Origin of the sequence: Wenjunlia vitaminophila DSM 41686 (assembly GCF_000380165.1) — a bacterium.
Taxonomy (GTDB): Bacteria; Actinomycetota; Actinomycetes; order Streptomycetales; family Streptomycetaceae; genus Wenjunlia; species Wenjunlia vitaminophila.
The window spans coordinates 1-16,672 of record NZ_KB904697.1 but is presented as its reverse complement, the minus strand read 5'-3'; the positions used below and the strand labels follow the sequence as shown (position 1 = coordinate 16,672).

Sequence of the window (16,672 nt, the reverse complement as noted above, 5' to 3'; positions counted from 1 at the left end):
GGGGGTGCCGCTGCCGCGCGGGCGGGCCGCCCCCGGGCAGCAAAACGCCCCGCTACCGACGGGGGATGCAGCAGCGAGGCGCCCTCTAAAAGTAGCGGGAACCAGACAGCATGCGAGCGCCGGGTACTGTCCGCGAGTTGCCGTGCAGCATCCTGCCGGAACGAGGAGGTCGTTGGCCGTCCCGTTGGACCGCTCGTCCGCGCACGTCAGCGCCGGTGTTGCGGGTCGGGTCGCCGGTGTTCCCGGCACGTTGGGCCTCCCGCCCGTGCCCCGTGGCACCGGCTGCGGACCGGGGCGGTGACCCGCGGCCGGTCGCGGGCGGCACCGCCGTTTCCCGTTCCACCCCCGGCGGCGAGCCGGGCCCGCGGGCACGGACCACGGAGCCGGCGAGGTCCGAAGATCATGGTGTCAGTGGTCTAGACCTCACTGGGAAGTTGGGCTATACGTTGTCCGATCCCGCTCAGAAGGAGGTTCGAGTGCGCAGAGAACGACAAGTGGCCCGACTGCTCAGAGGGCTGGCGGTCGGGTTGCTGGCTTCCGTCCTGGCCGTGCCGTCCGCAACCGCCGAACAGGCCCCCGCGAAGGCTGACCCCAACCCCAAGCCCACCGTGGTGCCCGCCCTCCAGCAGTGGGAGGGCGGTGCCGGCCAGTTCGAGCTGCGCAAGCACAGTCGGATCGTGCTGGCCAAGGGGCAGGTCAACCAGCTCGATGACCAGGGCGCGGAGCTCTCTTCGGACATCGCTCAGGTGACGGGGCGGAAACTGGATGTCTCCCCGCGGGTGCCCCAGGAAGGCGACATCGTCCTGTCGGTTGACCCGTCCCTGACCGACGAGACGGGCGGCGCCCGGTTCGCCGAGGAGGGCTACGTCTTCACGGTCACTGATCGCAATGTGACGATCAGCGCGCCGACCGCTCAGGGTGTCTACTACGGCACCCGCAGCCTCCTGCAGATCCTGCTGCTCGACGACGGTCGCGACTCGGTGCCCGTGGGCACGGCCGTGGACTGGCCCAACTACGAGGTCCGCGGGTTCATGCTGGATGTCGGGCGGCGGTTCTTCACCCCCGAGTACATCCGCGACTACCTGAAAGTGATGGGCTGGTTCAAGCTCAACGAACTCCAGCTCCACCTCAACGACAACGGTTTCCGGGAGGGGAGGCCCTGGAGCGAGGTGCAGGCCGGCTTCCGTCTCAAGACCGACAACCCCGAGCTGGCCGGACTGGCTTCCCAGGACGGGGCCTATGACCGCGCCGACTGGGACTCCTTCGAGGACACCGCCGCCGCGAACGGAGTCACGATCATCCCGGAGATCGACGCGCCCGCCCACTCGCTGGCGTTCATCCGGTTCCGTCCGTCGCTGGGCCTCAACAACGGCGACTCCGACCACCTCGACCTGTCCAAGCCCGAGACCACCGAGTTCATGAAGTCGGTGTTCGACGAGTTCGTCCCCTGGTTCCGCAGTTCAGACGTGCACTTCGGCGCCGACGAGTACCGGGTGGACAAGCCCCGCTACAAGGACTACTTCAACGAGATGGCCGCGCACATCCGCGGGCTCGGCAAGCAGCCGCGGGCCTGGGGCAGCCTGTCGGTCATGGCGGCCAACACCGAGGGTTACGACCGCGACGTGGTCATGAACAGTTGGAACAACGGCTGGCACGGGCCGCAGGCGCTCAAACGGGACGGCTACTCCTTCATCAACACCAACGACGCGCTGCTCTACATCGTCCCGTTCGCGCCCTACTACCACGGCCGCGGACTGGACGGTAAGTACCTCTACGAGCAGTGGGAGCCGCATGTCTTCCCCGGCGGGCAGAGCGTGACCCCCGGCGACCCGCAGTTGCTCGGAGCCATGTCGGCGGTGTGGAACGACCTGACCCTGAAGGACTACTCGGAGCTCGACGTGCACGGGCTGGTCGAGCCCACGTTCGGCGTACTGGCCCAGAAGATGTGGAGCGGGGGCAAGGCCGGCGTCTCCTACGGTTCCTTCCTCGACACGGTCCGCAAGCTCGGTGTGGGCACCGGGCTGACCAAGGTCTCCACCACGCTGGCCGCGCCGGCGTCGGGCGAGGTGAGCCTGCGCGGGGAGGCGACAGCGTCCGCCGGCGACGCGGCGGCGGCCTTCGACGGGGTGCGCACCACCCAGTGGGCCAGCGGCCCGGGGGACGAGGCGTGGCTGCGGGTCGACCTCGGCAAGCCGGTCGTGGTCAGCAAGGTCGACTTGGACTGGGCCGCCGCCCACGGGCGGGACTACGAGGTCCAGGTGTCGAAGGACGGTGCGAACTGGACCACGGTGGCGAGCAGGACCGGACGCGAGGCCGCGGGAGCCGACACCCTCACCTTCGAGCCGGTCACCGCACGGCAGGTACGACTCGTCGGCACGCACGCGGCGAAGAAGCAGGACGGGTACGCCCTGTGGAGCATGAGAGTCTTCGAGGTGCCGGACCTGGCCCTGCACCGGCCGACCACCGCGTCCTCGTCCGAGGTGGCGAGCCTGGGACCGGAGAACGCCACCGACGGTGACAGCAGGACCCGCTGGGCCAGCGGCTACCGCGACGGCGAGTGGATCCAGGTGGACCTCGGCTCTCCGCAGACCGTGCAGCGCGTCCTGCTCGACTGGGAGGGCGCCTCGGCCCGTGACTACGACATCCAGGTCTCGGACGACGCGGCCAACTGGAGGACGGTGGCCTCGGTCCGGGACAAGCCGGCCGGCGCCCGCGTGGACGAGCTCACCTTCGCTCCGGTGACCGCCCGGTACGTACGGATGCAGGGCGTCAAGCGGGCGACCGGCTGGGGCTACTCGCTGTGGCGGCTGGAGGTCCGCTCCATGAGCCCCGACTCCGCGTAGCCGCCGGGGGCAACCGGGCCCCGGGAACGCACGGGACCTGCGCTGGTCATGACGACGTCCGTTGCGACCAGCGCAGGTCTCCCGGGCAACGGTTGAACCGTCCCACGCGGTCGCGGCCACCCGACCTTGTCGGGCTCCGGGACGCTCGGTGAGCACCGCCTCGCTCATCGGCCGTGGGCCCGCGACGCCTCCGCCCTCAGCGTCCCGCGGCGAGGTCCTCCCGGATCGCCGCCACCACCTCGCCGGCCGTGCGGCGGATGGCGGCCATCTCGGTCAGGAAGTGCCAGTAGTCGGGGTGGCGGCCCTCCTCCAACGCGGCGACCGCCAGGTCCACCCGGGACACCGCGCGGTCCAGCGGAACGGCGTGCCGGGGGTCGGGCGTGGAACGGCCGGCCATGGCCAGCCGTTGGGCGTCCCGCAGCGCGAAGCGGGTCCTCTCCACCTCGGCCGACGGGTCCTTCGCGACCTCGTTCAGCGCCTGGAGCCGGCTGGCCGCCCCGGACACCGCCTCGTCGGCGTCGTTCAGCAGGGCGCGGACGGTGGCGAGCTGCGCCGTGGCGTCCGGCCAGCGCTGTTCGGCCCGGGCCCGGGCGGCCTCCTCCAGCTTCGCCCGGGCCTGCTCGATCGCGTGGGCGGCGCGCTCCGGGACCTGCTGGAGGTCCTGCCAGCAGGACACGGTGTAGCGGCGGCGCAGCTCGCTCAGCACCGGATCGACCGTCTGCGCGCGGTTGGCCAGGGCCTCCGTCCTGGTGCGCAGGCTGGCGAGCCGGCGGTCGATCTCCCGGGCGCGCTCGGGGAGCCGTGCCGCTTCGCCGCGGATCGCCTCCGCGGCGGTGTGCACCTCCTCGGCGCGGCGCAGGGTGTCGCGCACACCGTGCACGCCGGCGCCCTGGTTGAGTTTGGTGAGCTCGGGGGCGAGGGCGGCCAGTCGGGCGGCGAGGTCGTCCGCGCGCAGGCCGAGGGCGCGAGCCGCGTCCAGCGCCTCGGTGGCGCCGAGCAGCGCCTGCTTGGCCCGGTCCACGGCCGGGACCAGTCGGGAGAGCTCAGCCTCGGCGCGTTCCAGCAGCGGGGCGAGGGTGCCGGCGAACCGGTCCAGGTCCGCCTTGACCCCGCGCAGTTCGTCGCAGACCTTGGTCAGTTCGCGCCGTGCCCGCGCCGCTGCGCCCGCGTCCAGCTCCTCCGAGGTGAGGTCGTGGGCGTCGACGGCCTCGATGTAGGCGTGGCTCGCCTCGTCGACGCGCTGGGAGAGGGTGGCGAACTCGGCCACCGCCCGGTGGGCGGCGGGGGAGTCCTCCACCGCTTCGATCATCTCCACGGAGATCCGCACCTCGCGCTGGGCGGAGTCCAGCTCGTAGAACGCCTCGGCAGCGGCGTCCTTGGCGGCCAGGGCGTCGCCGCGGTTGTCCCCGCGCCGCCACCAGGAACGGGTGCCGCCGCCCAGGAAGGAGGTGGGCAGGAGGGTGACGAGGGCGGCGGTCGCCAGCAGCGGCGCCGCGATGAGCGCTCCGAGTGCGTCGGTGGCCCCGCGATGTACCGGCGTCGGTGCCCTCACATCCCTCTCCCGTTCGCGCCCCAGTGCTGGGTTCCATCCTCCCACCGAGATCCCCCGATGGTGGGGACACCGGGTTGTGCGATTTAATTGCGATCGCTTTGCAATAGACACAGCTACGCAATAGGGGGTACGCCGTGACTCGGCGCATTCGTCGCTCGCTGGTGGTGGTGGCCGCTGGGGTCGCGCTCACCGTCACGGCGGCCTGCTCCAACCCGGACGCGGGCGGCCAGGACCCCACCGGCGGCGCGGCCGACTCGCTGGTCGTCGGCGTCGCCACCGAGCCCGACACCCTCAGCCCGCTGCTCGGCTACGGCAAGGATGGCAACTCCAAGATCTTCGACGGTCTGCTCCGCAGGGACGCCCACTTCAACCTCGAGCCGGCACTCGCCACCGCCCTGCCCGACATCAGCGCCGACGGCCTCACCTACACCTACACCGTCCGCAGGGGCGTGACCTTCAGCGACGGCGAGCCGTTCGGCGCCGACGACGTGGTGTACACCTACCGGACCCTGCTCGACCCGGGGACCAACAACCCCAACCGCACCGAACTCGACGCCCTGAAGTCGGTGCGCGCCGACGGCGACCGGGTGGTCTTCACCCTCAGGTACCCCTACGCGGCCTTCGCCGGGCGCACGGTGCTGCCCATCGTCCCCGAGCACGTCCTGGCCGAGCAGGACGTCAACACCGGCTCCTTCACCACCGAGCCCATCGGCACCGGCCCCTACCTGCTGGCCGACTGGCGCAGGGGCGAGAAGCTCACCCTGAAGGCCAACCCCCACTACTGGGACGGGGCCCCACAGGTCACCTCGCTGACCTTCGCCGTGGTCAAGGACGACGACGTGCGGGCCACCCGACTGCGGTCGGGCGACCTCGACGCCGCCGTCCNCCCGCCGAACCTCGCCGCCGCCTTCAAGGACACCGACGGCAAGAAGACCCTCACCGCCACCAGCGCCGACTACCGCGGGGTGACCCTGCCCAGCGGGAACGCCGTCACCGGTGACCCGGCTGTCCGGCGGGCCCTGGACGTGGCCGTGGACCGCGACTCCATGGTCAGGGACGTCCTCGACGGCGCCGGCCGCGCCGCCCACAGCCCGCTGCCCACCACCAGCCCCTACTTCGCCCGCGGCACCGAACGGGACCACGACCCCGAGGCCGCCCGGGAGATCCTCGACCGCGCCGGCTGGAAGACCGACGACGACGGCGGCGTCCGCGCCAAGAACGGCACCCGGGCCTCGTTCACCCTGTGGTACCCGTCCGGGGACAAACTCCGCCAGGACCACGCGTTGGCCTTCGCCTCGGACGCCAGGAAGGTCGGCATCGACGTCAGGGTCCAGGCCGGCACCTGGGAGACCATCGAACCCAGGCTGCCGGAGGACGCCGTCCTCCAGGGCGGCGGCAACCCGGCCGACCCCGACTACGACCTGTACGGGCTGCTGCACTCCAGCCTCGCCGGCGACGGCTTCAACAACATGTCGCACTACCGCAACGGGGCCGTCGACCGGTACCTCACCCAGGCCCGGCGCACCCAGGACGACGGCGAACGCCGCAGGGCCTACGCCGACCTGCAACGCGAACTGGTCCGCGACCCCGCGGGCGTCTTCCTCACCCACGTCGACCACATCTACGTCATGGACGACGACTGGACCGGCGTCACCACCCAACCCGAGCCGCACGACCACGGCCTGGGCGCCGGCCCCTGGTGGAACGTCGAGGACTGGCGGCCCCGCGGATGAGCGCCCTCCCCTGGGCACCCATGGCCAGGATGGCGGGCCGCCGGCTGCTGTTCGCCGTGCCGGTCCTGCTCGCCGTGACCTTCGGGGTCTTCGCGGTCGCCGCCGCCTCCCCGTTCGACCCCGTCGACGCCTACGCCGGAACCGCCGCCCGCACCGCGTCAGAACAGACCCTCGAGGAACTGCGGCACAACCTCGGCGCCGACCGGCCGTTCACCGAGCAGTGGTGGGACTGGCTCGGCTCCGCCGCCACCGGCGACCTCGGCCACTCCACCGCGCTGCGCCAGCCCGTCTCCGAGGTCATCTCCGAACGGCTGGGCTGGACCGTGCTGCTGTGCGTCACGGCGTTCACCCTCACCGTGCTGCTGGGCACGGCGCTGGGCGTCCTCGCCGCCCGGCGCCGCGGCGGCCCGGCCGACCGGTTCACCACCGCGGCCTGCTACACGCTGGAAGCCGCACCGACGTTCTGGCTCGGCCTGCTCGCCATCTGGCTGTTCGCCCTGGAACTGGACGTGCTGCCGGCCGGCGGACTCACCGACACCCGCAGCGACGCCGTCACCGCCGGGCAGGTCGCCAGCCACCTCGTGCTGCCCGCCGCGGTGCTGGCCGTCTCCCAGCTACCGTGGTTCGCCCTGTTCGTCCGCGAGTCGCTGGTCGAAGCGCTCGACGAGGACTACGTCCGCGGCGCCCGGGCCCGCGGCCTGCGCGGGCGCACCGTGCTGCTGCGGCACGCCCTGCGGTCCGGGCTGCTGCCGGTCCTCACCCTTGTGGGGACCCGCATCCCCGAACTGATCACCGGAGCCCTGCTGGTGGAGACGGTGTTCAGCTGGCCGGGCATCGCCGCCGCCACCGTCGAGGCGGCCCTCGCCGTGGACTTCCCCCTCCTGGCCGCACTCACCGTGCTGGCCACCGCCGCGGTGCTGCTCGGCACCCTCCTCACCGACCTGCTCTACGGCCTGGCCGACCCCAGGGTGGCGTTCGATGGCTAGGGCAAGGCTGTGGACGTCCGCGACCATCCTGCTGGCGGTGGTCCTCGCGGTGCTGGTCGTGCCGCCACTGACCGACCTGGACCAGCAACTCGTCGCGTTCTCCGACAAGCTCCGCCCACCCACCCCGAGCCACCCCTTCGGCACCGACGACGCCGGCCGCGACGTGCTGCTGCGCTGCGTCTACGGGCTGCGCGTGTCCCTGCTCGTGGGAGTGGTCGCCGCGCTCGTCGCCACCGTTGTCGGCAGCACCGTCGGCGCCCTCGCCGGCGCGCTGGGGGGCTGGCCCGACCGGCTGCTGATGCGGCTGGTTGACGCCTTCGCGTCGGTGCCCCACCTGCTGCTCGGCATCTTCGTCGTGGCGATGTTCCGCCCCGGACTGTGGCCCGTGATCGCCTCGGTCGGGCTCACCCACTGGCTGTCCACCGCCCGGCTCGTCCGCGCCGAGGTCCTCTCGCTGCGCGAGCGCCCGTACGTGGAGGCCGCCATCTCCGGGGGGTCCACCCGCTGGCGGATCGCGGTCCGGCACCTGGTGCCCGCGGTGCTCCCCCGCGCCGGGCTCGCCGCGGTGCTGATGGTCCCGCACGCCATCTGGCACGAGTCGGCGCTGTCCTTCCTCGGCCTGGGCATGCCCGGCCACCAGGCCAGCCTGGGCACCATGATCCACGCCGGGCGGGGTTCGCTGCTCGCCGGCGACTGGTGGCCGACCCTGTTCCCCGGCCTGTTCATCATCGTGCCGACCCTCGCCATCGCCGGACTCGCCGGCGTCTGGCGCGAACGGATCAGTCCCCGTCGTCGATCGGAGCTGATGCTGTGAGTCCCCGCCCCGTGACCGGGCAGCCGACCACGCCCGGCCCCGCCGCGGACACCCGCGGCGACCCCTCGCCCCCCACCGACCCCCGCCCCGTCCTGTCCCTGCGCCACCTGACCGTCACCTTCCGGATGCGCGGCGGGCGCGCCGTCCGGGCCGTCAACGACATCGACCTCGACCTGGCCGCGGGGGAGTGCCTCGCCCTGGTCGGGGAGAGCGGCTGCGGCAAGTCGGTGCTGGCCTCCGCCCTGCTGGGCCTGCTCCCGGGGAACGCCGTCGTCTCCGGCACCGCCCTGGTCCACTCCCCAGGCACCCCGACCGCCCCCCTCGACGTCCTGTCCGCACCCGAGAAGACCCTCGCCACCCGGGTCCGCGGGCGCCTGATCGGCCTCGTCCCGCAGAGCCCCGCCGCGCACCTCACCCCCGTGCGCACCGTTCGCTCCCAACTCGCCGAGACCGTGCGCGAACTCCACGGCACCCCACGCGCCGAACTGCGCGCCGCCACCGAGCGGGCCGCGGCCCGGGCCGCGTTCCCGCCCGACCACCTCGACCACTACCCCCACCAGCTCTCCGGCGGACTCGCCCAACGCGCCGCCACCGCCGCGGCCCTGGTCGGCGACGCACCGCTGCTGCTCGCCGACGAGCCCACCACCGGCCTCGACCGCGACCTGGTCGAACACACCGTGGACGAACTGCGCCGGCACGCCGACGCCGGACGGGCGGTGCTCATCGTCACCCACGACCTGGTGGCCGCGGAACGCGTCGCCGACCGCGTCGCCGTGATGTACGCCGGACGCATCGTGGAGATCGCCCCCGCCCCCTCCTTCTTCGGGGAACCCGGCCCCCGGCACCCCTACGCCCACGGGCTCCTCCAGGCCCTGCCGTCCCGCACCTTCGTCCCCGTCCCGGGGATGCCGCCGGAGCTGAGCCGGCTCCCCACCGGGTGCGCCTTCGCCCCCCGCTGCGGCCGGGCCACGGCGCAGTGCACGACCACGCTTCCCGCGTTCACCGACGGAACCGCCTGCCACCATGCTTGAACTCGCCCACCTCACCGCCGGCTACCCCGGACGCCCCCCGGTGCTCCGCGACGCCTGCCTCACCATCGCCCCCGGCGAGGCGGTCGGCCTCCAGGGCCCCAGCGGCTGCGGAAAGTCCACCCTGGCCCGGGTCGCCGCCCTGCTCCACCGCCCCGACCATGGCACCGTCACCGTGGACGGCCACCGCGTCCACGGCTGGCGCCACCGCGCCCCCCGCTCCCTGCGGACCCGCATCGGCGTCGTCTTCCAACAGCCACGCCAGTCGGCCGACCCCAGGCTCACCCTCGCCGACGTCATCGCCGAGCCCCTGCGCGCCAACGGCCGCCGCGCGGAGGTCCCCGACCGCCTGCCCGAACTGTCCCGGTCCGTCGGCCTCACCGACGAACTCCTGACCCGCCGCCCCCACGAGGTCAGCGACGGCCAACTCCAACGCGCCTGCCTCGCCCGCGCCCTGGCCCTCGAACCCCGCTGGCTGGTCTGCGACGAGATGACCTCCATGCTGGACGCCTCCACCACCGCCGCCCTGGTCGGCGCCGTCGAGTCCTACCGCACCCGCACCGGCGCCGGCCTGCTCGCCGTCAGCCACGACGACGAACTCCTCACCCGCTGGTGCGACCGCACGGTCACGCTGGCGGCGGGGGCGGCGGGGTCGGCAGGGGCGGCGGGGTCGGCCAAGGACCTCGATACCTGGACGTCATAACAAGGTAGGCTGTCCTCTCATACCTCGCCCCACCCGGGGCGCGGGGCGCATAGCTCAGCGGTAGAGCGCTGCCCTTACAAGGCAGATGTCGGCGGTTCGAATCCGTCTGTGCCCACCGCAGGTCAGGGCCCACCGGAAGACCATTCCGGAAAGGCCACTCCAGGAGTCCGCAAGGAATCCGCATTCCCGCATCCCCGCAGAAGGGCAACGAGAAGCCCGCGCCCGGTGGCGGTTTCGGTGGCCAGGGTCAGATGTGGGTCAGGTGGTGTTCGCCCGTCGGCTCCACGGTGAGGCGGTAGGCGTCGGGACCGGGGCGCCCGGCGGCGATCCATTCCCGCAGGAGCCGGACGCGGTCGGTCCACAGGTCCAGCGGGCCGCCCCGCACGACCCGTGCGGTGCCGTCGGCGGCAGCCGTGGCCCGCACCCATGACTCGGTGGCGGGGTGGACCAGACCGTAGATGGTGCCGGTGTCGGCGTGGAGCTCCACGCCCAGGACGTCGGGTTGGTGGAACGTCAGGGGCATCGCCGATCCGGACAGGACGAGCTGCCCCAGGCCGTCGGCTGGTAGACCGTGCAGGTCCTCGGTGCTGGGTTCGCCTTCGGCGTTGGCGATCAGGGCGGTGTACCGCGGCGCGTGTGGGGCCGGGTGTGTCGCGGTGGGCCGGGCGGCCATGAAGGACGCGGTGCCCGACAGGAACCCTCCGATCGCACCGCGCTCGTCGGTCACGGTGAGCTGGGCGATGCCGCTGCCGAGGTTGACGACGATGACGCCGCCGGGTTTGACCTGGCGGAGCCACGCGACGGGTACCCGGGTCACGCTACAGGTGGCCAGCAGTCCGTTGTACGGGCCGCGCTCCGGGGCGCCGGCGGTGCCGTCGGCGGTGAGCAGGGTTGGCCGGTAGCCGAGCTCGGCCAGGCGGTCGCGGGCGGTGTGGGTCAGCTCGGGGTCGATGTCCACGCTCACCACCTGGTCGTCGCCGAAGCGGTGGCACAGCAGGGCGGCGTTGTACCCGGTGCCCGTGCCCACCTCGAGGACGGGTCCTTCATCGACGTTGAGTGCCTCGAGCATGCGGCTCATCAAGGAGGGCTGGCTGGAGGAGCTGGTGGGGCATCCCGCGGTGTCCCGCTGGGTGGTCAGTGAGGTGTCGCTGTAGACCGCGGCCAGGTACCCGGCGTCGCCGTCCTGGTAGAGCTGGTCCTCGCTTCCCTGCCGGACCGAGAAGGAGGGCACGAACGTCTCCCGCGGAACGGCGGCGAACGCCGCTCGCCAGGCCGGGTCGCACAGGGCTCCCTGGTCGGCGAGTTGCTCGACCAGGAGACGGCGCAGCTCGGCGGCCGACGCGGCGGAAGTGGTGGTGGTCATCGGCGGGTTCCCCCCAGGAGATCAGCCAGGGCGTGGGTGATGGGGTCGCGCAGGTCGGGGATGAATCCGAACTGGCCACCCGGGTTCACATCGACCAGGTACCAGGTGTCGTCGTGTCCAACGAGAAGGTCCAGTGCCACGTAGCGCAGGCTGAGGGCGCGCATCAGGGAGCGGACGCCGACCGCGATCGTGTCGGGCACCTCGCACGGCCGGTAGGTGAGGCTGTCGTAGTCCCGGCGGAAGTCGATCCGGGACGCCGGTGACCCGGCGTGGATCTCGGCAGCGAACAGCCGGTTGCCCACGGCGGTCACCCGCACTTCGTGCTGTTTGTCGATCCACTCTTGGAACAGGTGAGCGGTCAGTGCGACGGCGTCGGTGAGGCCGTCAACGGTGACGCGGCTGGTCCACACGGCGCTCTGTTGCCCGTCCGGTCCGATCGGTCCGGCGGCGGCGAGCGGCTTGTAGGCCGCGGCCCCACCGGGCAGGGCGGCGACGAACTCCCTGGCCGCCTGCGGGTCGTTGGTGATCAGTGTGCGAGGCACGTGTAGCCCGCAGCGTGCCGCGGTGGCCAGCGCGTACGGCGCGATGTCGGCTACCGCGTTGCGGTACGGGTGGTTCACCCAGATGCAGGGCAGGGCGGAGAGGACCCCGCCGAACCCGGCGAGGGCCTCCTCACGGGCCCAACGGGCGTCCTCGGGCGAGAGCCCGTCGTGCAGGCGGAAGGGGCCGGGGCGCCGGTAGTACACAGCGGTGACGTCCCCAAGGCGTAGGTCCCGGTACCGCCCGCGCCACAGCCCCTCCCAGGACTGGGCGCCGGGCCCTATCCGGGACGAGATGGCCAGATGCTGCGGAAAGTCCGCGGGATCGAGCCGGACGACCGGGACTCCGCGCTTTGACAGCTCGGTGATGACCAGGTCCGCGGTCGCGTCCATCATGGCGCGGGTCAGTACCAGGACCGTCACCGTCGCCTCAGTCCGTGTCGTTGTCGGTGTCGGTGGCCAGTTGCATGTCCTCCTGTGTCTGCGAGGTAGTGAGGAACTGGCTCTTCATCGACGGCGCGTGGATCGCCGGTTCGCCGGTGTCGGTGACGACCGTCACCTGCCGCTGCGGACACAGGGACAGGCCCTCACCGATGGAGGGCGCCTGCGCCCTGGCCGGCAGGGCGGTAGTCAGCCCGAAGGGCCGTACCGAGCCGGTCACTGGCCCCGGTCCCTGCGTGGGGGCGGGCTGCCTCGAGAGCATCGGAGGTGCCAGAACCGTCATCTTCATCTCCTTCGATCGGGTTTTCGGACGGGTCCGTTCCGGCCGGCCGGGGGACCGGCCCGCCGGCATGGAACCGGGCCGCGGGAGCGCCGGCCGGAACGGAGCTCGGGGGATGGTGCCCCGCTCCCGTGCCGGTGCTGTGTGGGGAGGACACGGCACGGGAGCGGGGGTCAGGGGGCCGGGCCGGCGGGCGGCCCGTCGCCGAGGTCCGGTAACCGCCCCGTGCTGCCGGGAACCATGCTGAGCGCCTTCTCCAACCATCGCGTCGCGGCCTCCGGCTGCCCGGGCGGCCTGGGCCTGCCACGCCGCCCGGGCAGCCGCCAGCCCGGTCCGCCAACCGGCGCTCCCTCACCCCCATGGCCGCGACTCCCGGCCGATGCTGCGGCGGTTGACCTCCCGCAGCCGTATGCGCAGCACCCGGTCCTTCCACGCCCGCCGTTCCGCGGTGAGACCGACCAGCGCGTCGTCGTCCTCCTCCTGGAGGTGCTCCGTGGCAGCGAGCAGCGCGCCGCACAGGGGGTCGGGAGGCGTCAGGTAGGAGTCGGCCAGGAACGGCACGCGCCAGTGCGGGCCCGGGCCCTGGAGCTTCCAGATCGGCGGGACGGCCACGAAGTCGTCGCGGCCAAGGACCGATACCCCGGTCATGGCCGGCCAGGAGTCGGCGGCGTGCGGGCGGACGAGCCAGTAGCGCACCCCGGTGCGGCTGTCCGCTATCACCGCCCCCGTCTCCCGCCCGAGGCGGTCGAGCACCGAGGCTGCCACCGCCGGGTCCGGGACCCGAACGGCGTCCCAGTGGACCCGGGTGGCCACCGGCCGGGGCACGTCATCACTGGGCGGCCTCCACCCCTGCGCGGTTCCCCCGCCGGTCACCAGGAACATCCCCGATGCGCGAGGGCGTCCTTGATGGCGGTGCGCCGCCCGCCCCTTCCCGGGGAGATACGACAGTGGGGATTGGGCGGGCGCCGTCGGTCGGACCTGAGTTCAACGGTGGTCACTGTGTCCCCTTCCCACTACGGGTAGTGAGGAGACGAAACCGCGCGTCATACTGCGACACCAGCTATGACCCTGCTGCCGCATACACATATGCACGTACTGCATAGACACCGCAGAGGGTGTACACAGTCGAGGTACCAAGAGGCAGGGGTAATCGGTGACCTGGTCCGGGCAAGCTGTTCGAGATGCTGCACACGCAGGCAACTACGGAAGAGTGATCAAACTGACGCGGGTTGACGCCCACATCTCACAGAAGCAGCTCGCCGAGGCGTGCGGCGTCAGCCAGTCCGCCATCTCACGGCTTGAGGGCCGCGGGACTGCCGCCTACAACATGACCCTCTTGGCGCGGGCCGCCTTGCACCTGCATCTCCCGCCGCGCCTGGTCGGCCTCGCCGATCTCACAGCGGCACAGGCCGCCCGCGCGGATGGAACTGAAGTGGAACGGCGCAACTTTCTTGCCGGAGCAGCAGCGGTCGTCACCGCTCCGTCCCTGCCTTCATCGCCGAAAGTAGGTAGACAGGACGGAAGCTACGCGGCCACACTCCGCTTGGTCACCACTGCCTTCCGGCGTATGGACGGACAGACACCGTCCCGACTCCTGACCGAGCCCTTGCTCGCTCATCTCCGTCTGACACAATCCCTCGCTGCCGAGGCCGACAGGACTGCGAAGGTCCAACTGGCCGCAGTGGGTAGCGAGGCTGCTTCTTTTGCCGGTTGGCTGGCGTGGGACATGGGGGACCACGGGTCAGCCCGTACTTGGTATGGAACTGCAATCCGGGCGGCACGCCGCGCTTCGAACTCGCTTTTGGCTGCATACCAACTTGGCAGCCTCGCGCAGTTCGAGGCCCATGCGGGTAATTCCGCACAAGCCTTGAGCTTAATCCGGTCGGCGCGTCGGCATCTCGCGGACCAGTGCCCAGCAGTTGCCGAAGCGTGGCTAGCCGCGAATGAAGCACTGGCGCACGCCGCGACCGGAGACAGTGACGCGGCAGATCGAGCCCTTACCACCGCTGCGTGCATCGTCGAACGCATCGCGGTGGAAGATCCCCCGCCGTGGCCCTGGGTTCTCAATTTCACACCTGGGAAGGTCGCCGCAACCCGGGTAACCTGTGGGGCATGGCTCGGGCGGCCCAGATGGGTGCTCGCCGCTCAAGACAGCGTTTCCTCCGTCATGACCTCTGGCCACGAAAAGCAACGCGCCCTATTACTTGCTGACCTTGCCATGGCGCATATGGCAGAGGGTCGGATTGACGGCGCGTTCGCCCTCGGTGCCCGCGCATTGGAGATCGGTACTCGGTACCGGTCTGGTCGGATCGTGGAGAGAGTCCGTGCTCTTCGGCGCACCTACTCGTCGCCAACGCCGCCAAAGATCGTCCGCGAATTTGATGATCGCCTACATGACGTCTATCTGTGATTCGAGGGAACGCCATATGCGCATGGGCATTACTGGGCACCGAGGACTCTCGACCAAGACTGAGCGGCAAGTTCGCGCGCTCCTGGCCGAGGTGATACGTGACCAAGATCCCAACGGACTGGTTGCCGTCTCATGCATCGCGGATGGTCCCGATGCATGGTTCGCGGAAATGATCCTTCAGCTTGGCGGGAGTCTCGAGGTGGTGGTCCCTGCACAGGAATACCGCTCGGGCCTGCCGGAGAATCACCACGCCACCTATGATGCGCTTCTGCGAGAGGCAGTCGAAACGCACTCCACCGGACTGGTCGAATCAGACTCGAACGCGCATATGGCCGGAAGTGAGATCCTGGTTGGACTGGTAGATGTGCTCCTAGCTGTGTGGGACGGACAACCGGCCCGCGGGTACGGCGGTACGGCAGACGTTGTGGCCTACGCCCACGAGACTGGGGTACCAGTCCGTGTCATCTGGCCGGCGGGCGCAACTCGAGACTGATTGGTGCCACGCCGCGCCACCGGCCGCGGCTCCCGGACATGATGAAGTCGCCCCTCCCAGCCGAAGCCAAGGCGGGGCGATCATCGGTTCAGGGCCTGCCACAGACCCGCAGCATGGCCGTCGCACGTCTGCCATCTTCCGCCACGGCTGTGACCTGCGTAGATGCACAACCGCCGGAACGCTGCAAAACTAGACGCCAACGAGCGTCGCAAGAGCCGCCTGACCTGGGACTTTACCCTCGGGGTCGTTCATCAGCCCTGAAGGGATCGCAACGGCACCACCCTGATCAGGTAGTGGCCGTCCTGTTGGGGGTCGTCATCAGCCCCGAAGAGATCGCAACGAAGCCGCCCCGGTCAGGTTGTAGCCGAGAGCGGGGCAGTCGTCGCGAGGGCAGCGGGCCGTCTCCACCGTGATCCGCTGGTCTAGGCACCCGGCGGCCACCTGCCACAGGGCCGTGCGCTCGGCCTCGTCAACGGAAAGGCGCCAGCGCGTCTTCACCGTCACCCACTCACTTAAGTAGCGGCAGTGAGCGGCCGGGTCCGGCGGCAGCCATTCGGCCGGGTCGTTGTCGGCCTTCGACCTGTTCGACCGGGCGGTCACCGCGATCAAACTGCCTGATCGCGCTGGTCGTTCGCGTAGACATCCCGTTCATCCCGTTCCTTCGCGGACCAGGCGGACGCCCCGCTGTCCCAGGCTTCAGCAAGGGGTGTGAGGTGGTCGATGTCGAGCCCACGTGGGCCAACACGTCCACGTTGTTGTAGTAGCTGTGCCAGACGCCGCCGGACAGCGAGCAGCGCGAGCCCCGCGACGGCCCCCGGATCACCTCTTTCAAGAGCGCCTCATTCCGGGTCGAACACTGGTCGCCGCCCTCGTCGATCCAGTGCTTGAACTTCGACCGCTCGTAGCCGCTCCTGTCCTCGTCGGCCACCGGCAGCGCCATCAGGGCCCGCCGCATGGTGGTGTCATTCATCTCCCCAGCCTCCGCCGGCCCCCTGGGTGCTGCTGGCGCCGGGGCCGCCATCCCGCCCAGCACCGCCGCGCACACCGCTGCCGCCGCAGTCCACTGCCTGATCCGCGCGTGTTCTCCCCTCGACGTGACCACGTCGAGGAAAGTCCTGCGGCAGCGGCCCACCAATGTGTGGGGCATCCGGGAGACCTTCACACGGGGGCGTCAAGTTGCGAGGAATCCCAACAGCCATATCCCATTCGGTCATCGGGATTTAAGCGTCTCAACCTCAGGCCACTAGAGTGGTCGTCAGCTCCTCTCACTCGAGCGCCCCCAACCGGGGGCTACGGGGGAAATCACTCACACAGGGAGGAGCCGAGCAGCAGTGCCCGAACACAACGAAGGACGCCACGGGCCGCCGTACTGGTTGGCGGTGCTAGTGGCTGTTCTGACCACTGTGAGCGCCATTGCTGGTTGTGTGGAGGCTATTGCGCGCTAGTCGTGCTGGCTGGGCCCGGTTCGGACTGACCTGCTTGGCGGG

Annotated in this window: 15 protein-coding genes and 1 tRNA gene; 9 read left to right on the top strand and 7 right to left on the bottom strand. The window is 71.0% G+C overall.

The genetic code is table 11. From position 1 onward, the window contains the following. The first annotated feature begins 476 nt into the window (after nucleotides 1-476). Nucleotides 477-2,843 (top strand): discoidin domain-containing protein, encoded by a 2,367-nt coding sequence (locus tag A3IG_RS0121580; RefSeq protein ID WP_236719290.1) that lies wholly within the window; start codon nucleotides 477-479, stop codon nucleotides 2,841-2,843. Between the two features lie 196 nt (nucleotides 2,844-3,039). Here the strand turns inward: A3IG_RS0121580 and A3IG_RS30785 are convergent, their stop codons facing one another. Next, nucleotides 3,040-4,395: a hypothetical protein gene (locus tag A3IG_RS30785; protein ID WP_018385670.1), complete on the bottom strand. Its 1,356-nt coding sequence runs from the start codon at nucleotides 4,393-4,395 to the stop codon at nucleotides 3,040-3,042. A 161-nt stretch (nucleotides 4,396-4,556) separates the two neighbouring features. Between A3IG_RS30785 and A3IG_RS0121570 the strand changes: the two genes are divergently transcribed. The 6 genes from A3IG_RS0121570 (at nucleotide 4,557) to A3IG_RS0121545 (ending at nucleotide 9,774) form a co-directional block, all read left to right on the top strand. Then, the gene (locus A3IG_RS0121570) at nucleotides 4,557-6,128 is read left to right on the top strand and encodes an ABC transporter substrate-binding protein (RefSeq protein ID WP_018385669.1); all 1,572 of its coding nucleotides are present in this window, start codon (nucleotides 4,557-4,559) and stop codon (nucleotides 6,126-6,128) included. Continuing rightward, nucleotides 6,125-7,114: an ABC transporter permease gene (locus tag A3IG_RS0121565; RefSeq protein WP_026220519.1), complete on the top strand. Its 990-nt coding sequence runs from the start codon at nucleotides 6,125-6,127 to the stop codon at nucleotides 7,112-7,114. Before A3IG_RS0121570 ends, A3IG_RS0121565 begins: the two co-directional genes overlap by 4 nt. Beyond that, nucleotides 7,107-7,928 (top strand): ABC transporter permease, encoded by an 822-nt coding sequence (locus A3IG_RS0121560; protein ID WP_018385667.1) that lies wholly within the window; start codon nucleotides 7,107-7,109, stop codon nucleotides 7,926-7,928. Before A3IG_RS0121565 ends, A3IG_RS0121560 begins: the two co-directional genes overlap by 8 nt. Continuing rightward, a complete protein-coding gene (locus tag A3IG_RS0121555; protein WP_018385666.1) occupies nucleotides 7,925-8,959 on the top strand; it encodes an ABC transporter ATP-binding protein in 1,035 nt (344 codons plus the stop codon). The genes A3IG_RS0121560 and A3IG_RS0121555 overlap by 4 nt, the downstream gene beginning before the upstream one ends. Further along, nucleotides 8,952-9,659: an ABC transporter ATP-binding protein gene (locus A3IG_RS0121550; RefSeq protein ID WP_018385665.1), complete on the top strand. Its 708-nt coding sequence runs from the start codon at nucleotides 8,952-8,954 to the stop codon at nucleotides 9,657-9,659. The genes A3IG_RS0121555 and A3IG_RS0121550 overlap by 8 nt, the downstream gene beginning before the upstream one ends. A gap of 43 nt (nucleotides 9,660-9,702) precedes the next feature. Beyond that, nucleotides 9,703-9,774: transfer RNA gene (locus A3IG_RS0121545), tRNA-Val, on the top strand. A gap of 132 nt (nucleotides 9,775-9,906) precedes the next feature. Here the strand turns inward: A3IG_RS0121545 and A3IG_RS0121540 are convergent. From A3IG_RS0121540 to A3IG_RS32065, 4 genes are all read right to left on the bottom strand, one after another. Continuing rightward, on the bottom strand, nucleotides 9,907-11,022 hold the full coding sequence (locus A3IG_RS0121540) for a methyltransferase domain-containing protein (RefSeq protein ID WP_018385664.1): 1,116 nt from the start codon (nucleotides 11,020-11,022) through the stop codon (nucleotides 9,907-9,909). Further along, nucleotides 11,019-11,984 carry an ATP-grasp ribosomal peptide maturase gene (gene tgmB, locus A3IG_RS0121535; protein WP_018385663.1) on the bottom strand — a complete coding sequence of 322 codons (966 nt, stop codon included), beginning with the start codon at nucleotides 11,982-11,984 and terminating at the stop codon, nucleotides 11,019-11,021. Before tgmB ends, A3IG_RS0121540 begins: the two co-directional genes overlap by 4 nt. Before the next feature lie 7 nt (nucleotides 11,985-11,991). Next, complete coding sequence (gene tgmA / locus A3IG_RS0121530; protein ID WP_236719291.1) at nucleotides 11,992-12,285, bottom strand: putative ATP-grasp-modified RiPP; 294 nt, start codon at nucleotides 12,283-12,285, stop codon at nucleotides 11,992-11,994. A gap of 348 nt (nucleotides 12,286-12,633) precedes the next feature. Beyond that, nucleotides 12,634-13,107, bottom strand: a complete 474-nt coding sequence (locus A3IG_RS32065) for a hypothetical protein (RefSeq protein ID WP_236719292.1) — start codon at nucleotides 13,105-13,107, stop codon at nucleotides 12,634-12,636. Nucleotides 13,108-13,492: 385 nt separating this feature from the next. Here A3IG_RS32065 and A3IG_RS32915 point away from each other — a divergent pair, with 385 nt between their 5' ends. Continuing rightward, a complete protein-coding gene (locus tag A3IG_RS32915; protein WP_236719293.1) occupies nucleotides 13,493-14,692 on the top strand; it encodes a helix-turn-helix transcriptional regulator in 1,200 nt (399 codons plus the stop codon). 16 nt (nucleotides 14,693-14,708) lie between these two features. Continuing rightward, the gene (locus A3IG_RS35400) at nucleotides 14,709-15,185 is read left to right on the top strand and encodes a hypothetical protein (RefSeq protein WP_236719294.1); all 477 of its coding nucleotides are present in this window, start codon (nucleotides 14,709-14,711) and stop codon (nucleotides 15,183-15,185) included. 318 nt (nucleotides 15,186-15,503) lie between these two features. Here A3IG_RS35400 and A3IG_RS35900 read toward each other — a convergent pair whose 3' ends face one another. Together A3IG_RS35900 and A3IG_RS30770 are read right to left on the bottom strand one after the other, a co-directional pair. After that, entirely contained in the window at nucleotides 15,504-15,689 is a 186-nt protein-coding gene (locus A3IG_RS35900) for a hypothetical protein (protein WP_018385660.1), read from the bottom strand. Nucleotides 15,690-15,693: 4 nt separating this feature from the next. After that, entirely contained in the window at nucleotides 15,694-16,155 is a 462-nt protein-coding gene (locus tag A3IG_RS30770; protein WP_201787552.1) for a hypothetical protein, read from the bottom strand. Between the last annotated feature and the right edge of the window lie 517 nt (nucleotides 16,156-16,672).

Bases quoted from the DNA above. Each gene is read 5' to 3' on its own strand.
- A3IG_RS0121565 (WP_026220519.1), top strand. From the start codon at position 6,125: ATGAGCGCCCTCCCCTGGGCACCCATGGCCAGGATGGCGGGCCGCCGG.
- A3IG_RS0121560 (WP_018385667.1), top strand. From the start codon at position 7,107: ATGGCTAGGGCAAGGCTGTGGACGTCCGCGACCATCCTGCTGGCGGTG.
- A3IG_RS0121550 (WP_018385665.1), top strand. From the start codon at position 8,952: ATGCTTGAACTCGCCCACCTCACCGCCGGCTACCCCGGACGCCCCCCG.
- A3IG_RS0121540 (WP_018385664.1), bottom strand. From the start codon at position 11,022: ATGACCACCACCACTTCCGCCGCGTCGGCCGCCGAGCTGCGCCGTCTC.
- tgmA (WP_236719291.1), bottom strand. From the start codon at position 12,285: ATGACGGTTCTGGCACCTCCGATGCTCTCGAGGCAGCCCGCCCCCACG.
- A3IG_RS35400 (WP_236719294.1), top strand. From the start codon at position 14,709: ATGCGCATGGGCATTACTGGGCACCGAGGACTCTCGACCAAGACTGAG.
- A3IG_RS30770 (WP_201787552.1), bottom strand. From the start codon at position 16,155: ATGAATGACACCACCATGCGGCGGGCCCTGATGGCGCTGCCGGTGGCC.